We start from the raw sequence: 19,660 nt of genomic DNA, 5'->3' as shown, positions 1-19,660 counted from the left end.
GGAGACATCTCGCTGGTCGCTATGGTCAGCATCAATTCGCCCTCGGCGATTTCGGCCTGGATGCCGACCGGAAAATGCGCCCGACTTCGCAACGTGGGCGACCGGAAAGTTACCGAGCCGGCGGCCAACCCCCGCCGCTGATCGAATCGGTCAGGGGAAAATTCTCGAAGGCCAACACGGTGTCGAACAACTCACCCAAACCAGCCAACGACCGGATCTGCGCATGCCCAAGGTAAGCGTGCTCGCGCAACCGGGCACCGTCGCGCTGCATAAGCGCACATTTGCTACCCACCAAAGTCGTTGGCTCAAGACTCACACGCATCGGCACTGTGTTGATCAACAGCCCGACCATGGATTCAACACCGGTTAGCTCGGCCGGTCGAGTAGATACAGTGACACCAAACACCACGTCTTGACTGCCGGTATGCGCCGACAACAACAACGCCCACGCAAGCTGGGTAAGCGTACTCACCGTGACACCGCGGGTACGCGCACCATGAACAAGGCCACTCGTGGCCGCCGCATCGAGGCGCACCACCGTGTAGGTCGCTTCACCGCCCGGTTGCACGCTGTTACCCCCGGGTGACTCCGCCGCCAGCAGCGTCGGCCCAGGCAGACCCGCGAGGTATTGCCGCCACAGCTCTTCTGACTGCGCCACGTCACGACGGGCCAACCAGCTCAGGTAGTCACGATAAGGCCGCGGGGGCGACGGGAGCGCATCAAGGTTGCCGCCCGATTGATACAACCTCAGCAGTTCGTCGATGAACAACACCATCGACCACCCATCGATCACGATGTGATGCACGGCGATATGGAACCGCCACGCCACATCGGACAACTCGATGAGCAAGAACCGGATCGGCGGACCCTTTTCCAGATCGAATCCCTTTGCCCGCTCCTCGCTTTCGAGCGTTACCGCCGACTCCCCGGTCGCGGTGACGTGCTCGAAAGCCAAGTCCACAGCAACAGGCACGACCTGGACCGGATGCGGCAGCACCCGCCCCACGAAGCGCGCGCGCACATTCGGGTGACGCTTGAGCATCAACACCACGCAGTCACGCAACAACTCGCTGTCCAACGGCCCAGTAACATCGATGCCTATCGCCATCGTGTACGGATCATCCGACGGTGCCTCGCTGGCCATCGCCAGCGCGAACAGCCCCTGCTGAAGCGGGCTCAGCGTCATCACATCCTGGATGCCGGAAACATCCGCGCTGGTCTGGGTCATAGCAGCACCGCCGCATCGATCTTTGCCAGCACACCAGGCAGCGCGGCCAATTGCTCGGCGGACAAACCTGACATACTCATCGCCTCGCCGCGCGCATCATTGGACCCATCACCGGACCCATCACCGCCGCCTCACACGCGCCAATCCCACAGAAGTCAGCATCAAACATGCTGGCGTCGGCGATAAAGCCGCCAAACCGCGCTCCCGCTGACGTGCCTTCCCCAACGCCAAGACGGCCTGTTTGAGGTAAGAATGAAGTTCTTCATGAGTTGCCATCAACAGCCTTCCATGAGCATGACCGTGCTTCGCGTAAGAAATCTCCAATGCGCATGTAACCCTGAGGAAGAGCTAACGAGCGCCGTACATGAAAAGCGGCTCCGCTATCGAAAGGTTCCGCTATCCCGCACCCGAAAGTCGAGCAATGCCTACCATTCAGGATCAGGCGTGATCAACAGACCATAGTGACCGCGGGGCCTACGAAACCTAACTTCGTTACCCATCCACAGCTCCTTCGATCCACAAACGCTGCTCGCCTTCACAAGTCGCGCGAAAAGGAAGCTAATGCAGGACACAAAGCTTCGCCATGGACAAGCAGCCCTGCGGGAGTCTCGACGAGACAGCACACAGCACATACCGCAGGCGATGTCCGCAGCTGCTGGCGAGCCGCCGTACCTTCGCCCGGATCTGCTTGATTTGCCGTCGCCGGACGGCTTTGCCTGGCTGTGCGCGTTGCCGGCTAATATGACCTCGATCTGGCAACGATGCCCATGGGTCACGACACCATCTCGCCGCTAATCCTACTGTTGTATCTACGAATTGACGTTGGAGCAAGATCACGGCAAGCCTACCGGACGGCTGGAAGCCCTTGATTGTCAATCGGTTTGACGCCAGCACGGCATCTTCTACGTCCGAGTCAGCGACGAAGTCCAACACTGCCTATGGCCCGTCTATGCCGATATCCAGCGGGATGGCGGGGAGTGCTCGCGAGGCAGCGCGCTCCGCATCCCTCGACGTCATCGACGAACACTGCACCGGCATACGGCCCAAGAGCTTGCGCGAAAGATTGACACCGGAACGCATAACCGGAGCCTCACCGATCGCGCCCGGCCGACGCCTCAGCTACGCAGTGCTCAGCAGAATCTCGATTTCCCCTCCCGTGACACCGGGTTCAATGTGGCGCCGCGTGTCGAGCCCCGACGAAAGCCGCATGGGTGCGCCTTACCGAAGCGCAAGGTGGCGTTGATATCTAGGAATCGGACTTCGTTGGCAGCAGCGCCGCAGGAATCAGCGCCAACGTCGTGACTACGAAAGCGACCACGAACACGACGGCATAGGCATGAGACAGGTCGTGCATGACGCTGGTCGCGAAGTCGGGACTAAGAGCTCGATGTGGCAGTGACCCAGGATCGAGCGGCGCGCCAATTCTGGCAGCATCCCTTTGCAGGCTTTCCATCTCCTTTGCGGCAGAGATATTTTCGCTGCGCTTCAGTTGATTGGTCAAGATCACAGACATCAGCGCATAGGCCACCGAACCAGCTATCTGATGGTTGACACTGACCAGGGTGGTGGCCCGCGCTATCTGATGCGGGGCCAGGGTCTGTACGGCGGCCGCGCTGGACGGCAGCTGCGTGCTACTTACGCCAAAACCCAGAATGATCATCCCCGCCACCAGGATCGGCAGATAACTAGGATGGTTGATGACGCCGAACGCGAAGATTCCGGTACCCACGGTGACCAGGATGGCCCCGGCTAATACAACCTTTCCTGGCCCACTCTTGTCCACCATCTTGCCAGCCAGCGGGACACTTAGTACCGCGCCGATTCCCACCGGAATGGTGGCTAGCCCGGCCTGCAACGGCGTATGGTGCAGCAACTGCTGAAAGTAACTGGGATACAAGATCCCTGAGCCGGCAAACGCCACCGAGAACAAAAACATCACTGCATTCGCGAGGGTGACCATGCGGTTGGTGAACAAACGCATGTCGATCAACGGATGCTCTGTCCCGTACAGAGCATGGAGCACGAAGGCGATAATCAACACCAGGCCGATCGCGGCCGGTATCCACACGTGCGGATTGGACACTGTGCCGCGGTCGGGCAATGACGACACCCCGTACAAGAAGGTCGCCAAGCCAGGCGAAAGTAGCATCAGGCCCATACAGTCTAGATGTTCGGCGGGTTCAGGCTGATCCTTTGCGAGGATGATCGCCGCCAGGACCGATGTGGCCAATCCGATCGGCAGGTTGATCAAAAAGATCCATTCCCAGCCAAAGTGGTAAATCAGCCAGCCGCCCAGCATCGGCCCACAAATCGGGCCGAGGAGCATAGGGATGCCTACCACCGCTATTAGGCGGCCGACCCTATTCGGGCCGGCCTCACGGGCCACCACCGTAAAGACCAACGGAAGCAAAATACCACCGCCGAGGCCCTGCAGTACGCGAAATACGATCAGCCAGGTGATATTTGGCGCGATGGCACACAACACCGAACCCAATGTAAAGGTCATCATCGAACCGATGAAGAGTCGCTTGGCGCCGAACCGATCTGTTGCCCAACCAGCCGAGGGGGTAACCGTGGCCAGGCCGAGCACGTAACCGATCATCGTCCAGGCGACTGCGGCTTCGGTCGAATCGAACGCGGCGGCAAAAGTGCTTTGGGCAACAAAGACGACCGTGGTGTCCAGACTTACGGTCAACGACGCCAGAACACATACGCCGGCGATCCGGAGCAATGCAGCGTCGAGCTTGTCGGGATATTCATGTCCGGCCGGATGCGACGGACCCAGGGAGCTGGCGGGCGGCGCCATCTCCGGGGCCGGCCGCGGTTTCGTCGCTTGCGGGTCGTCCACGCCACGTACGGCCGCCATAGTCTTAGGCTCCCGCCCGAGCGCGGAGGCGAACAGAAAATGATCTCCGGAATCGCGGGTCGACGCCCAGAGGGCGATAGTCGGGATGCCGATGGAGCTGCCTCGAGTAGCCGCCGCTACCGCCGATGCGAATTGCCATCGGGATCATCGGCTGGATCTGCCCCATGCGATTTCTCCTTACGATCCCATCAGGCAATGTTGCGGACAATGTTTGCGCCGCCCGTATGAGGTGTACCAGGAGCACGCGAGTCAATGCAGCACGACAGTGCCCAGAATCTTGCTGCGACGCAAGTCAATCTGCACATTCCGTGAATGCACACGCCGGTGATATTCAATGTGAGGGCCGTCGATGGACGGTCGAACTACTGCCGGGCCGGACCTCCAACCCGACATCGCGCCGGCCGAATAACCGAATCAATGGCTGTCCGGATGCCGGGGCGGGCATCCAACTGTCGTCGCAACCTGCCGCAGGGAGAAAATGATGCCTCACACAGTTTCTGAAGAGTTCGATGTGATCGTGGTCGGGGGCGGCCCCGCCGGCTCAACGTTGGCCGCTTTGACAGCCATGCAGGACCACCGCGTCTTGGTGTTGGAAAAGGAGTTCTTTCCTCGCTACCAGATCGGTGAATCCCTGCTGCCGTCCACTATCCACGGTGTCTGCCGGCTGTCCGGAGCCGCAGATGAGCTGGCCAAGCAGAACTTTCCCCGAAAGCTTGGCGGTACCTTCAAGTGGGGAGCCAGCCCGGAACCATGGGCCTTCTCCTTCTCGGCCTCATCGCAAATGGCGGGTCCGACGTCCTACGCCTACCAGGTTGAGCGCTCGAAATTCGACGAAATCCTGCTCAACAACGCTCGTCGGGTGGGCGCCGATGTGCGCGAGGGCTGTGCGGTCACTGACCTGATTGGCGACGACGAGCGAGTACGCGGCGTGCGCTACACCGACGCCGACGGCAATCCGCGCGAAGCGCATGCGAAGTACGTGGTGGACGCGTCGGGAAACATGAGTCGCCTACACCGTGAAGTGGGTGGCACGCGGAAGTATTCAGAGTTTTTCCGCAGCCTGGCTCTATTCGGGTACTTCGAAGGCGGCAAGCGTTTGCCCGAGCCGAATAAGAACAACATTCTCTGTGTGGCGTTCGAAAGCGGATGGTTCTGGTACATCCCGCTGAGCTCGACGTTGACCAGCGTTGGTGCGGTGGTTGACCGCGAGATGGCCGAGAAGGTCCAGGGAGACCCCGAGACGGCGCTAAAGTCGCTCATTGAGGAATGCCCGATGATCTCGGATTTCCTTTCGCCTGCCGAGCGGGTGAGAGAGGGCCAGTACGGAAAAATCCGAGTCCGCAAGGACTACTCCTATCACCAGACAAAGTTCTGGCGCCCGGGCCTGGTGTTGGTCGGCGATGCAGCATGTTTCGTCGACCCGGTGTTTTCCTCCGGCGTCCATCTCGCAACCTACAGTGCCCTACTGGCAGCACGGAGCATCAACAGCGCCCTGGCCGGGCTAGTGGACGAGGACGCGGCGATGAAAGAGTTCGAAGCCAGATATCGTCGCGAATACAGCGTGTTCTATGAGTTCCTGCTCTCGTTCTACGAAACGCATCAAGACGAGTCTTCGTATTTCTGGCAGGCCAAAAAGATTACCAAGAACGCCAAGCCGGACTTGGAGGCGTTCATCGAGCTTGTTGGCGGCATTTCCTCTGGGGAGTCCGCGTTGACCGATGCCGAATCGCTCGCAAAGCATTTCGAGGCTCAGTGCGCGGAGTTCGCCGGTGCGGTGGAAAACCTCAGCGAGAGCCCGGGCACTGGAATGATGCCGATGTTCAAGTCCTCAATCGTCCGAAAAGTGATGCAGCAGTTGGTTCAAAGTGGCGCCGAGGTACAGATGCAGGCCCTGCTCGGCGATCACGCCAAGCCCGAAGCCCCGCTCTTCCCGGGTGGGCTTGTGTCGTCGAGCGACGGCATGCACTGGGTCACCCCAGCTCAACGAGGCAGCAAGTCTCGAGGATCCATTCGCCCGGGCTCATCGCGGCACTGACCAGGTGCCGCATCGAGTAACCGCTACGCCATCAGCTGCCGTCTAGCGCGGCGTCGCCTCCCGATAGGGGACGCCGCGCGGTAGCGGTTGGCGGCTCCGTCCGCTGTCGCTCGTGGCCGTCCCGAACTGGCCGCATCGCTCCCGCCGTACTCGGCGGTGCGTACCGGTAAGTGGCTGATTACACGTTATTTCGCGCACGGCCCCGGCCCCGCGACGTCGGATCGAACGTTGGGCACCCGGTGCGACAGCGGTAGATCGTGTTCATTGCTCTTGGCAAGCTCGCTGATGGCTGCGGCGCACTCGGTGCGAGCGCCGTGACGAGTACGGCCGTGCTGCCTCGAAGCGGCAGCGAAACTCGTTGACGGTCAACGCGATCAATCCCGACGGTGCGGGTGGCCATTGGGGGCGTAGGCCAGCATGGCCAGGATTGCCAAGCCGGCCCCGCACTAGGTGTTGGTCCAGGCAGTACTTTCGTGACTGTCTCTATTCATGAATGGTCCGATGCACGGCCACCATGCCTACCAGCTGTCGGCACGCCAGCCTCTTCAGCAGGGAAAGCCCGGCTGGGGGTCAGGACACCACGCCTGCTTCCTGGCGGTGACCGTTGAGGACTGGCAAAGGAGCGCTCTCAGGAAGCGCCTTATGGCGTGCGACGGCGCTGGACCGTCGAGTCCGGACCTGCATGGGCCACCAGAACCACCGCCCTAAGAGAGCGGCGATCGACGGCGTCATAAACGCGCGGACAACGAACGTGTCGAATAACAGACCCAGGGCGATCGTAGTGCCCACCTGACCGATCATGCGCAGGTCGCTGACACCCATGCTCGCCATTGTGGCGGCGAATACCAGGCCAGCCGAGGTCACGACTTTGCCGGTGCCACCCATCGCGCGAATAATTCCAGTGTTAAGGCCCGCGGAGATTTCGTCTTTCAATCTGGAGACCAGCAGCAGGTTGTAGTCGGACCCCACCGCCAGCAGAACAATAACCGACATCGGAAGAACCAGCCAGTGCAATTCGACGCGCATAATGTTCTGCCAGATCAGCACAGAAAGACCAAAGGAGGCCCCCAACGAGATCGCTACGGTCCCGACCACGACCAGGGCCGAAATCAGTCCACGGGTAATGAGCAACACGATGATGAAGATAAGGCACAACGAAGAAATTCCGGCGATCAAGAGATCGTATTTGTCGGTATCGGAGATATCCTTATAGGTGGCCGCGTTGCCGGCGATGTAGATTTTCGCGTCCTCCAGCGGCGTACCCTTGAGCGCTTCCTCGGCCGCAACCCTTACCGCCGCGATGCTCGCCAGACCTTCGGGCGCCGCAGGGTCCCCCCGGTGCGAAATGATAAAGCGCGCCGCCTTACCGTCGTCAGACAAGAAGACTTTCATGCCACGCTTGAAGTCGGAATTGTTGAAGATCTCCGGCGGCAGATAAAACGAGTCGTCGTTGCGAGCGTCGTCGAAGGCCTTCCCCATCGCCGTCGCATTCTGACTCATTTCGTCCATTTGATCATAGATCCCAGACATGGTGCTGTGCATGGTCAGCATCATGGTCCGCATACTTTCCATGGTCTGAATCATGGGCGGGAGCTGCGCGACAATTTCCGGCATGAGCCGATCCATGGTCCGGAGGTCTGCCAGCATGTCGGTCAGCTTGTCGCTCATCTCGTCGACACCATCGATTGCGTCGAAGATCGACCTAAAAGACCAGCAGATCGGGATATCGTAGCAGTGCTTTTCCCAGTAAAAATAGCTACGAATCGGCCGCCATGTATCTTCGAAGTCAGCGATATGATCGCGCAATTCCGCGGTGATTTGATTGATCTCCGCCGTGTCGCTAACCATCTTGTGGGTTACCTGAGCCATTTGTTGCATCAGTTCGTGGGTTCGACTCAAGAGCGCGATCGATTTGGACATCTCGTCCGCCTGGACCAGCATGTCGTCCATGCGGTCCCGTTGATATTTCATGTTCTGCAGCTGGCCAGCATTTTGCATGCTTATCTGAAATGGTATCGACGAATGTTCGATCGGCTTTCCATTGGGCCGGGTCATCGCCTGAACACGGGAAATTCCAGTAACATGGAATATCGCTTTGGCAAGTTTGTCCAAGATGAGAAAATCCGCCGAGTTGCGCATATCATGATCGGTCTCGATCATCAAAATGTCCGGCTTCATCCTCGCGGGCGAGAAATGGCGTTCCGCGGCAGCAAACCCGGCATTAGCCGGTATGGAGGTAGGCATATAGGCGCGGTCGTCGTAGCTGGTCTTGTATCCGGGCAGGGCGAGCAGACCAACAAGCGCGACGGCACATGCCGCGGCAAGAATGGGCCCGGGCCAGCGAACGACCGCGGTGCCCACCCGGCGCCATCCGCGGGTACGCAGCTTCCGCTTGGGATCAAACAGACCGAAGCGGCCTCCGACGGCGAGCATCGCGGGGCCCAGGGTGAGCGCGACAGCGACCGCGACGAGCATGCCCACAGCGGTCGGGAGACCCATGGTCTGGAAGTAGGGCAACCGGGTGAAGCTAAGGCACCCCAAGGCGCCGGCCACCGTCAGACCGGAGCCCAAGATTACGTGCGCGACGCCACGGTAGGTGGTGTAGTACGCCGCTTCCGGATCTTGGCCCGCTTGACGAGCCTCTTGATACCGCCCCACCAGGAATATCGCATAGTCGGTACCCGCCGCGATCGAGATCGTCGTCAGCAATGTGACGGCGAAGGTCGAAAGTTCAAAAAGTTGATGGTCGCCAAGAAGTGCCACAACTCCGCGCGCCGCCTGCATTTCAATACCGACGCTGAGAAGCAGCAGCACCACGGTGATGATCGAGCGATAGACCAGCAAGAGCATCGCGAGAATGACGACCACGGTCAGCAGGAGAATCCTAGCCAGGGATTGGTCACCAGATTTACTCATGTCCGCGACGAGCGCAGACGGGCCGGTCACAAATACCTTGACGCCCGGCGGTGTTGGCGTGCCTGCCACGATCTGCCGCACCGCTTGGATGGATTCGTTACCCAGCGCCTCACCCTGACCGCCGGCAAGATTTATTTGAACGTAGGTGGACTTACCATCGGGGCTTTGCGCCCCCTCCGCGGTGAGGGGATCGCCCCAAAAGTCTTGAATATGCTGGACATGCTTGGTGTCGGCCCGGAGTTCGCGAACCATGCGGTCGTAGTAGCGGTGAGCGGCGTCGCCGAGCGGTTGGTCGCCCTCCAGGACGATGATCGCCACGTTGTCGGAGTCGGATTCCTTGAATACCTTGCCGATATGCTTCGCGGCTACGAAGGAGGACGCATCGCTGGGGCTCGGCGCTACCGAATGCTCCTGTCCAACGACTTCCAGCGGCGGCACCGCCACGTTAAGGAATACGACAATCGCCAGCCACGCCAGGATAATCGGTACCGAAAGCTTTCGGATGATGCGGGCGATAATCGGACGGCTTGCGCCGACGTGCCTGCTGCTCACGCGGACTTCACCACACAAAAGGTGTAGGCGTTCACTTCATTGGATACGCGCTCTGCCTTGATCACGCCGTCGACGGTGATGCGGCATCCGATGTTGTCCGCATTACCCTGTGCCACAATATTTCCCATCACCGCCGGCGAAGTTGTTGAAATGTTCAAGACCCACGGCAAATGCGCCCCATCGACTCGCCTGGGTTCGGCATTGATATCGAAATAGCTGATGTCTGCGACTGTCCCCACCGGTCCGAAGATTTCGTACGTGAGCTGTTTAGCATTGAACTTGGTGGTGTCGTCGCTCTTGCCGTCTACGTATACCGGCCGCTTCTGCGAGCCGAAGAAACCATGGATCCGTGACACGGTGAATCCGGCGGCGACGACAACCACGAGAACGACCAGCGGAATCCAACAACGCATCAGCATCCTGAAAATCATGTTCAACCCATCGGTATTTCCACAGCGAACGAGCGGTCGGCGGCGCCACCTGCGGCACCGCGATCATTGCTCGACCGCATGCGCTTCGGCCCGCGTGCGGGCGGTCTGCACGCCAGGCTTACACAGCGGTCCCAAAAGACCGAGAAGCCGGCAACGTCAATCTGGCGAGCGCTCCGCGGACTGCTCCGACGCCGCCCGGCCTGGCCGTGACGAGGACTAGCACTGCCCAAGGAATCGTCACCCGGCACGCACCCCGCGCCTACTGCCACGGCCTTCGCCACCGGGGCGATCCGCTGGATCTCGTCCATGCGAGTCTCCTTCAGTCCCGCCGTGCGAATAGGTGCTACTCAAAAATGTGTACCAGCAACCCACGTGCCAACGGCACCGCGACAGTGCCCAGACTTCGGCTCGCATGCAGGTCAAACTGCACATTGAACACACACGGGTCGCGACGGGCGACGAAACGGGCCGGCTATCGCGCCGACATGTGCCAACCACCAGGCGCCCGATCGGCAACGCCAATGTGGCACGAATTCCGGTCTAGTGCATTGCCTTACCAGCAATCACTACTCAACTGTCCCGGCACACACCGGCGGCCACACCGGTATCGTCGTGGTTACAAGCCGGCGCGGTCGGTCTCGCCGAGGGTGGGTACGCCGAGAGCAATGGCGAGCAGCTCTTCGGGCGTTGAGCCGTCGATGATCTGTTCAATTTGCTCGCTGCCGTTTTCTTTTCGTTCTGGTGCTGGCTTCTCTCGATGTTCGGCCAGCCGCAACAGCGGATCTAGGAGGCCCGCAGCTCGAAGGTCGCTGATCGGAATGCTGTTGACGATGGATAGCAGCCTTTCGTCATCGGAGCCGAAGGCTTCAGTGTGGTTGCTCTCGGATTGGGGGCGGTGCTTGGCGTCCAGGAGGCCACCAAGCTCTCGGGCCATCTCGGCAGGGGTGGGATGTTCGAAGATCAACGTGGGCGAAAGAGCGAGTCCGGTAGTGGCTTTCAGTCGGTTTCGGAGCTCGACGGCGGTCAGTGAGTCGAAACCGAGTTCCTTGAACGTGTTTTCCGGACGGATATCATCGGATGTTGATTGACCGAGCACCAGCGCGGCCTGCTCGCAGACAAGCTCGGCCAGCAGCTCGTGTCGTTGATCACGGTCCAATCGGTGCAGTCGGGTCAGCAATGCCGATAGGGCCGTGTTGGTACCACCGTTGGCGGTCCTGCGTATGGGAATGCGCTTGACCAGCCCGTGCAACACGACCGGTAGCTCCGCATCCATCGCTCGGCTGGCCAACGCATGGTGATCGATACCGGTGGCCGCCACGGCGGGTTGGTCGGCGATCAGCGCGGCATCGAAGAACTCGAGGGCTTGACTGGTGCTGATCTCCGCCAGGCCGGTACGCCGCATCCTCGCCTTGTCGAGATCGCTGAGGTGGGCGGTCATGGTGCTGGATTGTTCCCACAGCCCCCAACCCAGCGAGGTGGCGGCCAGCCCGAGGCCATGCCGATAGGCAGCCAACGCATCCAAGAATGCGTTGGCTGCCGCGTAGTTGCCCTGCCCAGGCGTTCCCATCACGCCAGCGAGCGAAGAACACAACACAAACATTGGCAACCGCAGATCGACCGTCACCTCGTGGAGATTCCAGGCACCATCAACTTTGGCTCGCAACGCCGTATCCACCCGCTCCGGGGTCAGCGAACTGATCAGCGCATCATCGAGTGCTCCCGCGGCGTGGATAACGCCGGTCAGTGGCGGACACTCCCGTTCCAGCCTGGCCATCAGCTGCCCCACAGCCGCCCGATCGGCAACGTCACAAGCCACCACCAGCACTTGTGCGCCAGCGGACGTCAGCTCGGCAACCACGTCGGCCACCCCGGGGGCGTGTTCACCTCGTCGGCTTACCAACACGACATGACCGACCCGGTAGCGGGTCACCACGTGACGGGCCAGCGCCGCACCAGCCATGCCGGTTCCCCCGGTGATCACCACCGTGCCCGCAGCGATCTCGTTGACGAGCACCTGTGGCATGGTGAGGACAACCTTGCCGATATGACGAGCCTGGCTCACCAGGCGGTACGCCTCCGGGGCGCGGCGGATATCCCAAGTCCTTACGGGCAACGGATGCAGCTCGCCGGCCTCAATCAATTCCCGTAGCTCGCATAGCATCTGCGACAGGCGCGCGGGTCCGGCGTCGACTACGTCAAACGCCCGATATTGCGTGCCCGGGTACTGGGCGGCGATGGTGTTGGCATCGCGGATGTCGGTCTTGCCCATCTCAATGAACCGGCCGCCATCGGCCAACAACCGCAGCGAGGCATCGATGAACTCACCGGCAAGGCAGTTGAGCACCACATCAATGCCACGGTTCCCGGCAACCGCTTTGAACTTCTCCTCGAACTCCAATGTGCGCGAATCACCGATGTGGTCGTCGTCAAAACCCATCTCGCGCAGGGTATCCCACTTGATTCGGCTAGCGGTGACGAAAACCTCCAGCCCCCAGTGCCGCGCCAACTGCACTGCGGCCATCCCCACCCCGCCCGTACCGGCGTGGATCAACACCGACTCGCCCGGCTGTACCCGAGCTAGATCGGCCAACCCGAAAATCGCGGTGAGAAATACCACCGGGACGCCGGCCGCCTGGGCCAGAGTCCAGCCTTTGGGGATGTGAACCAGCAACCGTTGATCCGCCACCGGCCGCGAGCCTCCGTCGATCAAGCCCATCACGGCATCGCCGACGGCCAACCCGCTGACTCCGGTGCCGACTTCGACCACCACTCCCGCACCTTCTGCGCCGAGCACCGGGGTAGGGCCCGGATACATCCCCAGTGTTGCCAACACATCTCGGAAGTTGACGCCAACAGCCTCGACCGCTACCCGAACCTGCCCGGCGCCCAACGGTGCCTGCGGACAGGGTTGCAACACGACGTCGTCGGCCGTACCTGCACCTCCCACGGTCAGCCGCCATCCCGCAGAACCCTCCGGCGGCTGCAGTGCGGGTGGGAGGGGAGCTAACCGAGCCGCAAACACCGTGCCGGCGCGCACCACAAGTTGGGGCTCCCCCAAGCCGACCCAGCCGTGCATTTCGACAAGATGGTCTCCTGGAACATCGTTGTCAATCAGCACTATTCGGCCCGGATATTCACTTTGCGCGGACCTCACCAATCCCCACACCGCCGCGGCGGCCAGGTCGGTAACCCGCTCACCGGGTAGCGCGACCGCGCCGTGGGTACAAATCACCAACGTGCCCGGGTGACCGGTCGCCAACCAAGTCTGCAAAACCGACAACACAGCGTGTGTGTGGTCGTACACCGAATTCACCACGTTCTGATCGGCAGACACGCAGTCCCACACCACCACCGCGTCGCCGTCACCGTCTTGAGGGGTACCGGCGGCAAGAAAATCCTGCCAGAACAACACCGATGCGCAGCGCTCACTGTCAACAGCGTTGGGTTGCTCCGGCAGCTCTGTCCACTCCAGCTCTAGTAAGGGATTACCGGCCCCACCAACCGCGGCACGCAACTGTTCTGCAGAAACCGGCCGGGTGACCAACGAGTCGACCGACAACACTGGCGAGCCCGTATCGTCGGCAATCTCGAGCGAGACCGCGTCGTGCCCGGCCGGAGCAACCCGAACCCGCACCCGCTCGGCACCCACCGCATGTAGCGACACCTGCTGCCAGCAAAACGGCAACCGTATCTGTTCCGCCTCGCCGCCACTGTCCAGTCCGCCCGCGTGCACCCAGGGATGCAGGGCCGCATCCAACAGGGCGGGATGGATCGCATAGTCACCGACCCCCGATCCGAAATCATCAACCCGGGCGACTTCGGCGAAGATTTCCTGGCCTCTCCGCCACATGGCGCGCAAGCCTTGAAACACGGGACCGTACTCATAACCCCGTAACGCCATCTGCTGATAGGCGTCGGAGATGTCCACCGCCGCCGCGCCCGCTGGCGGCCACACGGCCAGATCCGCTATCGGCCGCGCCGGGGCGTCGGGCACCAGGATGCCCTGGGCGTGCAGAGTCCATGGCGAGTCGGGTCGATTGTCGTTGCTATACACCGTGATGGAGCGCTGTTCGGATTCCTGGACGGCCCCGACTATCACCCGCACCGCCACCTCGGACCGGTCACCGAACACCAACGGGGCAAATGTGGTCAGCTCCTGCACTACCGGGCAGCCCACCTGGTCGCCCGCATAGAGGGCCAGCTCCGCAAACCCGGCACCGGAAAACACCACCACCCCGTTGACCGCGTGCTGCGCTAGCCATGGTTGCGCCGCAAGCGACCACCGCCCGGTCAGGACCAACCCACCGGTATCGGGCAACTGCACCACCGCGCCTAACAGACCATGGTGCGTCTCTCCCACACCCAGACCGGCGGTGTCGGCCCGCCCCGCGGTTGCCGCCAGCCAATATCTCTGCCGCTGAAAGGCATACGTTGGTAGATCGACCAGTCGTCCGCCTCCGTCGGCGAACGCCGCCGGCCAATCCACCCGCGCACCGGCGGTAAACGCCTGGCCCACCGAGAGCCAAAACCGGGACAACCCACCGTCATTGCGTCCCAGCGTCGGAATCGCCACCGCTTCGCCCGATTCGGAATGCCCGTCAGCGTCGGCGAGGGTATCCTCGATACCTGCCAACAGAGCCGGATGTGGACTGGCCTCAATGAAAGTCCGATAGCCCTCCTGACGGCAGTACCGCACCGCCCGTTCGAACTGCACCGTCTGGCGAATGTTGCGAAACCAATACTCGGCATCCAGTCCGGCACCATCAACCACATCGCCAGTCACCGTAGACACGAACGCGATTGCTGACGGCTTTGGCTGGATGTCGGCCAGCGCCACAACCAGATCCGTACCTATCGCGTCCAGTTGCGCGGAGTGTGCCGCATAATTCACCTCGATACGACGAGCCCGAACCTGCTGAGCCTCGCACCGACCCAACAGTTCCTCAATCGCATCCAGCTCGCCGGAAACCACCACCGACCCAATACCGTTGATCGCCGCGATGCCAAGCCGATCCCCGAAGGGGGACAGCAAGATGTTCGCCGATGTCGCATCGCACGCCAACGAGACCATCCCGCCGCTTCCCGCCAACCTCACCAACATCCGGCTACGCAATGCCACCACCGCCGCGGCATCGCGCAGCGACAATGCTCCCGCCACATAGGCTGCAGCGACCTCACCTTGCGAGTGTCCAATTACCGCATCGGGCAGCACCCCTACCGACTCCCACATCCGGGCCAGCGACACCATCACCGCCCACAACGCCGGCTGCACCACGTCCACCCGATCGAGCCCCGGTGCTCCAGCCACCCCCGCGACCACATCGAGCAACGACCAGTTCACGAATTCCGCCAACGCCTCTGCACACGAACGCATTTGGTCTGCGAACACAGGTGATACGTCAAGCAACTCACGACCCATGCCGACCCACTGGGAGCCCTGGCCGGGAAAGACCAGCACCGTCTTGCCGGCCGCGTGGGCCCGGCCCGCAGCCACGCCCGCACCGGGCTCACCGGCCGCCAGCGTGGCCAACCGCGCCAGTAGTTCCGCCCGATTCCTGCCCACGACCACCGCGCGATGCTCAAACACCGTTCGCCGTGCCAGCGAATACCCCACATCCACCGGATCGAATTGCTCGTCGGCATCCACCGCGGCCAACAGTCGAGTCGCCTGAGCCGCCAACGCCGCCGGCGACTTGGCCGAGATCACCCACGGTAGCGTCGAGGGCCCCCCAGCAGGTGACTCAGTAGCCGCGTCGATGGCCGGCTGGGCCGGAGCCTGTTCCACAATCAGGTGCGCGTTGGTCCCACTAATCCCAAAGGCGGAGATCCCGGCCCGACGGGGGCGGCCATCCTCGGTCGACCAGCTACGGGAGCGGGTCAACAACTCCACCGCCCCATCGGACCAATCCACATGCGGCGTGGGCGCATCGACGTGCAACGTCGCCGGCATCGTCTGGTGGCGCATCGCCTGAATCATCTTGATGAGCGCGGCCATGCCCGCCGCAGCTTGAGTGTGACCCAAGTTCGATTTGATCGAGCCCACCCACAAGGGTTGGCCCGCAGGGCGATCCTGACCGTAGGTCGCCAACAGCGCACGAGCCTCAATGGGATCACCCAGCGTGGTACCCGTTCCGTGGGCGTCCACCACGTCGATGTCGGCCGCCGACAGCCCGGCGTTCGCCAGCGCCGCCTGGATCACCCGCTCCTGGGATGGTCCGTTGGGCGCCGTCAAACCATTGGAGGCGCCATCCTGGTTGACCGCGCTACCACGCAGCACCGCGAGCACCCGATGACCGCGTCGCAGCGCCTCGGACAATCGCTGAAGGACCACCACCCCAGCGCCTTCGCCCCAACCGACGCCATCGGCGGATTGCGCAAACGCCTTGCACCGTCCGTCAGCGGCCAATCCGCGCTGCCGGGAAAATCCCACGAATACGCCGGGCGTGGCCATGACCGTGACTCCGCCCGCCAGCGCCACATCGCACTCCCCCGAGCGCAACGATTGACATGCCAGATGCAACGCCACCAAGGCCGACGAGCACGCCGTGTCCACCGACACCGCAGGCCCCTCCAAACCCAGCGCGTAGGCGATCCGCCCCGAGGCGACACTTGCCTCCGCAGCGGTCAGCCCGTACCCCTGTAACTCCTCCAACCGCTGTCCCAGCCCATAATCGGGGTTCATCATGCCGACGAACACCCCAGTGGCCGAGCCCCGCAACGACACCGGGTCAATCCCCGCGTGTTCCACTGCCTCCCAGGAACACTCCAACAGCAGCCGCTGCTGGGGATCCATCACCAGCGCCTCACCGGGCGGAATTCCAAAAAAGCCAGCATCGAAATCCGCGGCGTCGGCGAGAAACCCGCCCCAACGGGTGTATGACTTCCCCGCCGCGTCTGGGTCAGGATCAAACAACGCCTCCACATCCCAGCCCCTATCCTCAGGGAAACTGGAGACCGCGTCCCCGCCACCGACCACCAAATCCCATAACCCAGCTGGCGAATCCACCCCGCCCGGAAAGCGACAACCCATACCCACCACCGCCACCGGCTCGCTAGCACGCAATTTCAGGGCGCTGTTTTGGCGCTTGAGCCAATCCAACTGGGTTGCCGCTTTGCGAAGGGCCTCGGTCACTTTGGCGAGCTGCGCGTCCATTTTCTCTCCAAGGTTTGCATTAGTATCCGTACTATCCGTTTGTCGGGCCGGTTGTCTAATGCCATGCGCACCAGTCGGTTTGACCACTCATCGGGCAGCTGATCGCTAGGGGTTAGCAGACACTCAAACCGCCACTCCCCCTAACCTGGCGAGGCCGTCCGGCGAACACGCGTCCGACCCTCGCCCAAGCGCAGGCTAAGCAATGTGAGACCGCGGCGAAAACACGCGGTCTCGACCACAACACCCAGGATGACCTTTGTCTAGCCATCGCATAGCCTTTCAGCGAGAAAGTAATTCACGCTCCCTCGGTCTTTCGTCTCGAATACGAACGCAACACAGCGCCATTGCAGGCGGGGGGAGCGAATTCCCGTCGGTGCACGCGCATGAGTCATCGTCCGCGCAGCAAATTAGTACACGACGGCGGCACTTTCGATGGGCAACCAGCCCTGTCCGGCTGGTCCGGGATGCAGCAGTCCGCACATTGACACCGGACCGGGGACCCCAACGCACCCAGGACTATCGGTGTGCTTTCCGCTGTTGGGGCTGCGGCTTCCCCAAGAATGCCAGGGGCATCCGGCGCGCCGAGTGGTCCGATTCTGCACCACCTGGCCTCATCCGAATCGCTGAACCCCTACGCTGTTGCTGTGGCACGCCCGAAGGTGATCGCGGAGGCAGTCCTTTTGGACCAGTTACTCCAGGCTTTCGCCGACCTCGGTTATCACGGCATCAGCCTGCGCGAGTTGTGTCGGCACCTGGGAATCAGTCACAACCTGATCCACCGACGCTACGAGTCGAAGGAGGCCGCCTGGAAGGCGGCTGTCGACCACGGCTTTCAACAGTTGGCGACCGAGTTGGAGGTGCCCAGCGACCTTGTCGATGCCGACCCGCTCGAGCGGCTGCGCGCGGTGATGCTGCAGTACGCCCAGGCCACCATGAAAAATCCCGCCCTGACCAGGATCATCCAGCAGGAGGCCGCACGGCCCGGTCCGCGGTTCGAATATATGTTTTCTCGCTACGTCGGGCCCACCCGGGAAAACTCCGCACGAGTGCTCGAGGCGCTGCAGGATTTGGGCGTGGTCAGGGAAGGTGCGGTGGAAACCGTGTACTTCTTCCTCACCACCTGGGGAATTGGGGGCCTGGCCAGCGCTCCGGAGCAGATCCGCAACGCGCTGCGGCAGGGTCCGTCCGAAACGACGCTGGCCAGGCTTGCGGTAGACGTTGTAATCGACGGATTGCGCGTCCAAAATCACTAATTCGCTACCGGTGCAGACATTCACAGTCACGACCTACGGTGCTGTGCGAACCTGCTCGGGGCGTTCGGGGACAGACGGCGCCAGACACTTCCGTCATAGGCTCGCACCAATTCACCGATCACCAGCTGCCACGATGGGCCGTCGATGCAAAGGTGGCTGGCGCTAAGCACTAGACGGTCGGGAGCGCCCGGGATCAAGGACACCGCGAATAGCCTTCCGGTACGCATGTCGAAGGCCGCGCGCTGCCTGGCGACCACATCGGCCACCGTGTCGCCCGGGGGCTCCACCGCCCAGCCCCAACCGCCGCCCGGGCGAGCCGCCCAGCAGTCACAGAAGGGTTCGAAGACGGTGCCCAAGGCGGGGTTGGCGGTGAAGACTTCGTCCACAGCCGCACGAATGAGGCGTTGGTCTACCCGGGAGTCGGCAACCAGCACCTCGGTGTGCGCCGCGATCTCGTCGTCCTCAACCTGCGGCAGGTCGGCAAAATACGAGTAGGAAGACATGGCCACATGCTCGGCCGTGATCCTCGGCTAATTCTTGGGAGATTCTTGGAATCGGTCGCGCCGGGCTGGTCACACTCGCACGGCCTGTCTCGTCTGACATGTATGACGCAGAAAACCCGCATCGAGCCTCTGTCCCCCAAGCGCGCCGGCCTACTGACCCGCGCGATGTACCGAGTCGCCAGGCGGCGCTTCGGCGAAGTCCCGGAGCCCTTCACGGTTTCCGCGCACCACCCTAGGCTGCTGATCGCCAACGCCGTGCACGAAACGATGATTCAGCGGGCGTCGCGCATACTGCCGGTCAGCGTTCGCGAGCTCGCGGTGTTTTGGACCGCTCGCACCATCGGCTGCTCATGGTGTGTGGATTTCGGGTCCATGCTGCAGCGCCTCGATGGCCTCGACGTCAAGCGGCTCAAAGACATCGACAACTACGCAACGTCTCCGCTGTTCAGCGACGATGAGCGGGCCGCCATCGACTACGCCCATGCAATGACCACCGACCCGCATTCGGTGACCGACGAGCAGGTCGACCAGCTGCGGGTCCGCTTCGGTGATGACGGTGTGATCGAGCTGACCTACCAGATCGGCGTGGAAAACATGCGGGCGCGGATGTATTCGGCACTGGGTATCACCGAACAGGGCTTCAACTCCGGCGACGCGTGCCGGGTTCCGTGGGCGGTCCCCCAATCGGAGTTCGGGGCCAACCGGTCCTAACCGTCAGGCCTG

General features: G+C 62.0%; 8 protein-coding genes and 1 pseudogene. 3 read left to right on the top strand and 6 right to left on the bottom strand.

Features of this window, described 5'->3' with window-relative positions:
* Nucleotides 1–109: 109 nt before the first annotated feature.
* Together MB901379_RS05170 and MB901379_RS05165 are read right to left on the bottom strand one after the other, a co-directional pair.
* On the bottom strand, nucleotides 110–1,228 hold the full coding sequence (locus MB901379_RS05170) for a condensation domain-containing protein (protein ID WP_158015653.1): 1,119 nt from the start codon (nucleotides 1,226–1,228) through the stop codon (nucleotides 110–112).
* A 1,246-nt stretch (nucleotides 1,229–2,474) separates the two neighbouring features.
* Nucleotides 2,475–4,034: a DHA2 family efflux MFS transporter permease subunit gene (locus tag MB901379_RS05165; RefSeq protein ID WP_158015652.1), complete on the bottom strand. Its 1,560-nt coding sequence runs from the start codon at nucleotides 4,032–4,034 to the stop codon at nucleotides 2,475–2,477.
* A 541-nt stretch (nucleotides 4,035–4,575) separates the two neighbouring features.
* On the opposite strand from MB901379_RS05165, the gene MB901379_RS05160 reads away from it, so the two are divergent.
* A complete protein-coding gene (locus tag MB901379_RS05160; RefSeq protein WP_158018959.1) occupies nucleotides 4,576–6,129 on the top strand; it encodes a tryptophan 7-halogenase in 1,554 nt (517 codons plus the stop codon).
* A 570-nt stretch (nucleotides 6,130–6,699) separates the two neighbouring features.
* Here MB901379_RS05160 and MB901379_RS05155 read toward each other — a convergent pair.
* The 3 genes from MB901379_RS05155 to MB901379_RS05145 form a co-directional block, all read right to left on the bottom strand.
* Nucleotides 6,700–9,597, bottom strand: coding sequence for an MMPL/RND family transporter (locus MB901379_RS05155; RefSeq protein WP_232021994.1), 2,898 nt, complete (start codon nucleotides 9,595–9,597; stop codon nucleotides 6,700–6,702).
* Complete coding sequence (locus MB901379_RS05150) at nucleotides 9,594–10,016, bottom strand: MmpS family protein (RefSeq protein ID WP_158018957.1); 423 nt, start codon at nucleotides 10,014–10,016, stop codon at nucleotides 9,594–9,596. The genes MB901379_RS05155 and MB901379_RS05150 overlap by 4 nt, the downstream gene beginning before the upstream one ends.
* A 628-nt stretch (nucleotides 10,017–10,644) precedes the next feature.
* Nucleotides 10,645–17,181, bottom strand: a complete 6,537-nt coding sequence (locus tag MB901379_RS05145) for a type I polyketide synthase (protein WP_158015651.1) — start codon at nucleotides 17,179–17,181, stop codon at nucleotides 10,645–10,647.
* 644 nt (nucleotides 17,182–17,825) lie between these two features.
* Between MB901379_RS05145 and MB901379_RS05140 the strand changes: the two genes are divergently transcribed.
* Entirely contained in the window at nucleotides 17,826–18,434 is a 609-nt protein-coding gene (locus tag MB901379_RS05140) for a TetR/AcrR family transcriptional regulator (RefSeq protein WP_158015650.1), read from the top strand.
* A gap of 26 nt (nucleotides 18,435–18,460) precedes the next feature.
* Here the strand turns inward: MB901379_RS05140 and MB901379_RS05135 are convergent, their stop codons facing one another.
* Nucleotides 18,461–18,937 carry a condensation domain-containing protein gene (locus MB901379_RS05135; RefSeq protein ID WP_158015649.1) on the bottom strand — a complete coding sequence of 159 codons (477 nt, stop codon included), beginning with the start codon at nucleotides 18,935–18,937 and terminating at the stop codon, nucleotides 18,461–18,463.
* An 87-nt stretch (nucleotides 18,938–19,024) separates the two neighbouring features.
* Between MB901379_RS05135 and MB901379_RS05130 the strand changes: the two are divergent.
* Nucleotides 19,025–19,648, top strand: a pseudogene (locus MB901379_RS05130) (carboxymuconolactone decarboxylase family protein); the annotation flags it as partial.
* Nucleotides 19,649–19,660 lie beyond the last annotated feature (12 nt).

It is taken from the genome of Mycobacterium basiliense (assembly GCF_900292015.1).
Taxonomy (GTDB): domain Bacteria; phylum Actinomycetota; class Actinomycetes; order Mycobacteriales; family Mycobacteriaceae; genus Mycobacterium; species Mycobacterium basiliense.
The sequence above is the reverse complement of the archived record's forward strand: the minus strand, read 5'-3'. Positions and strand labels throughout refer to the sequence as shown.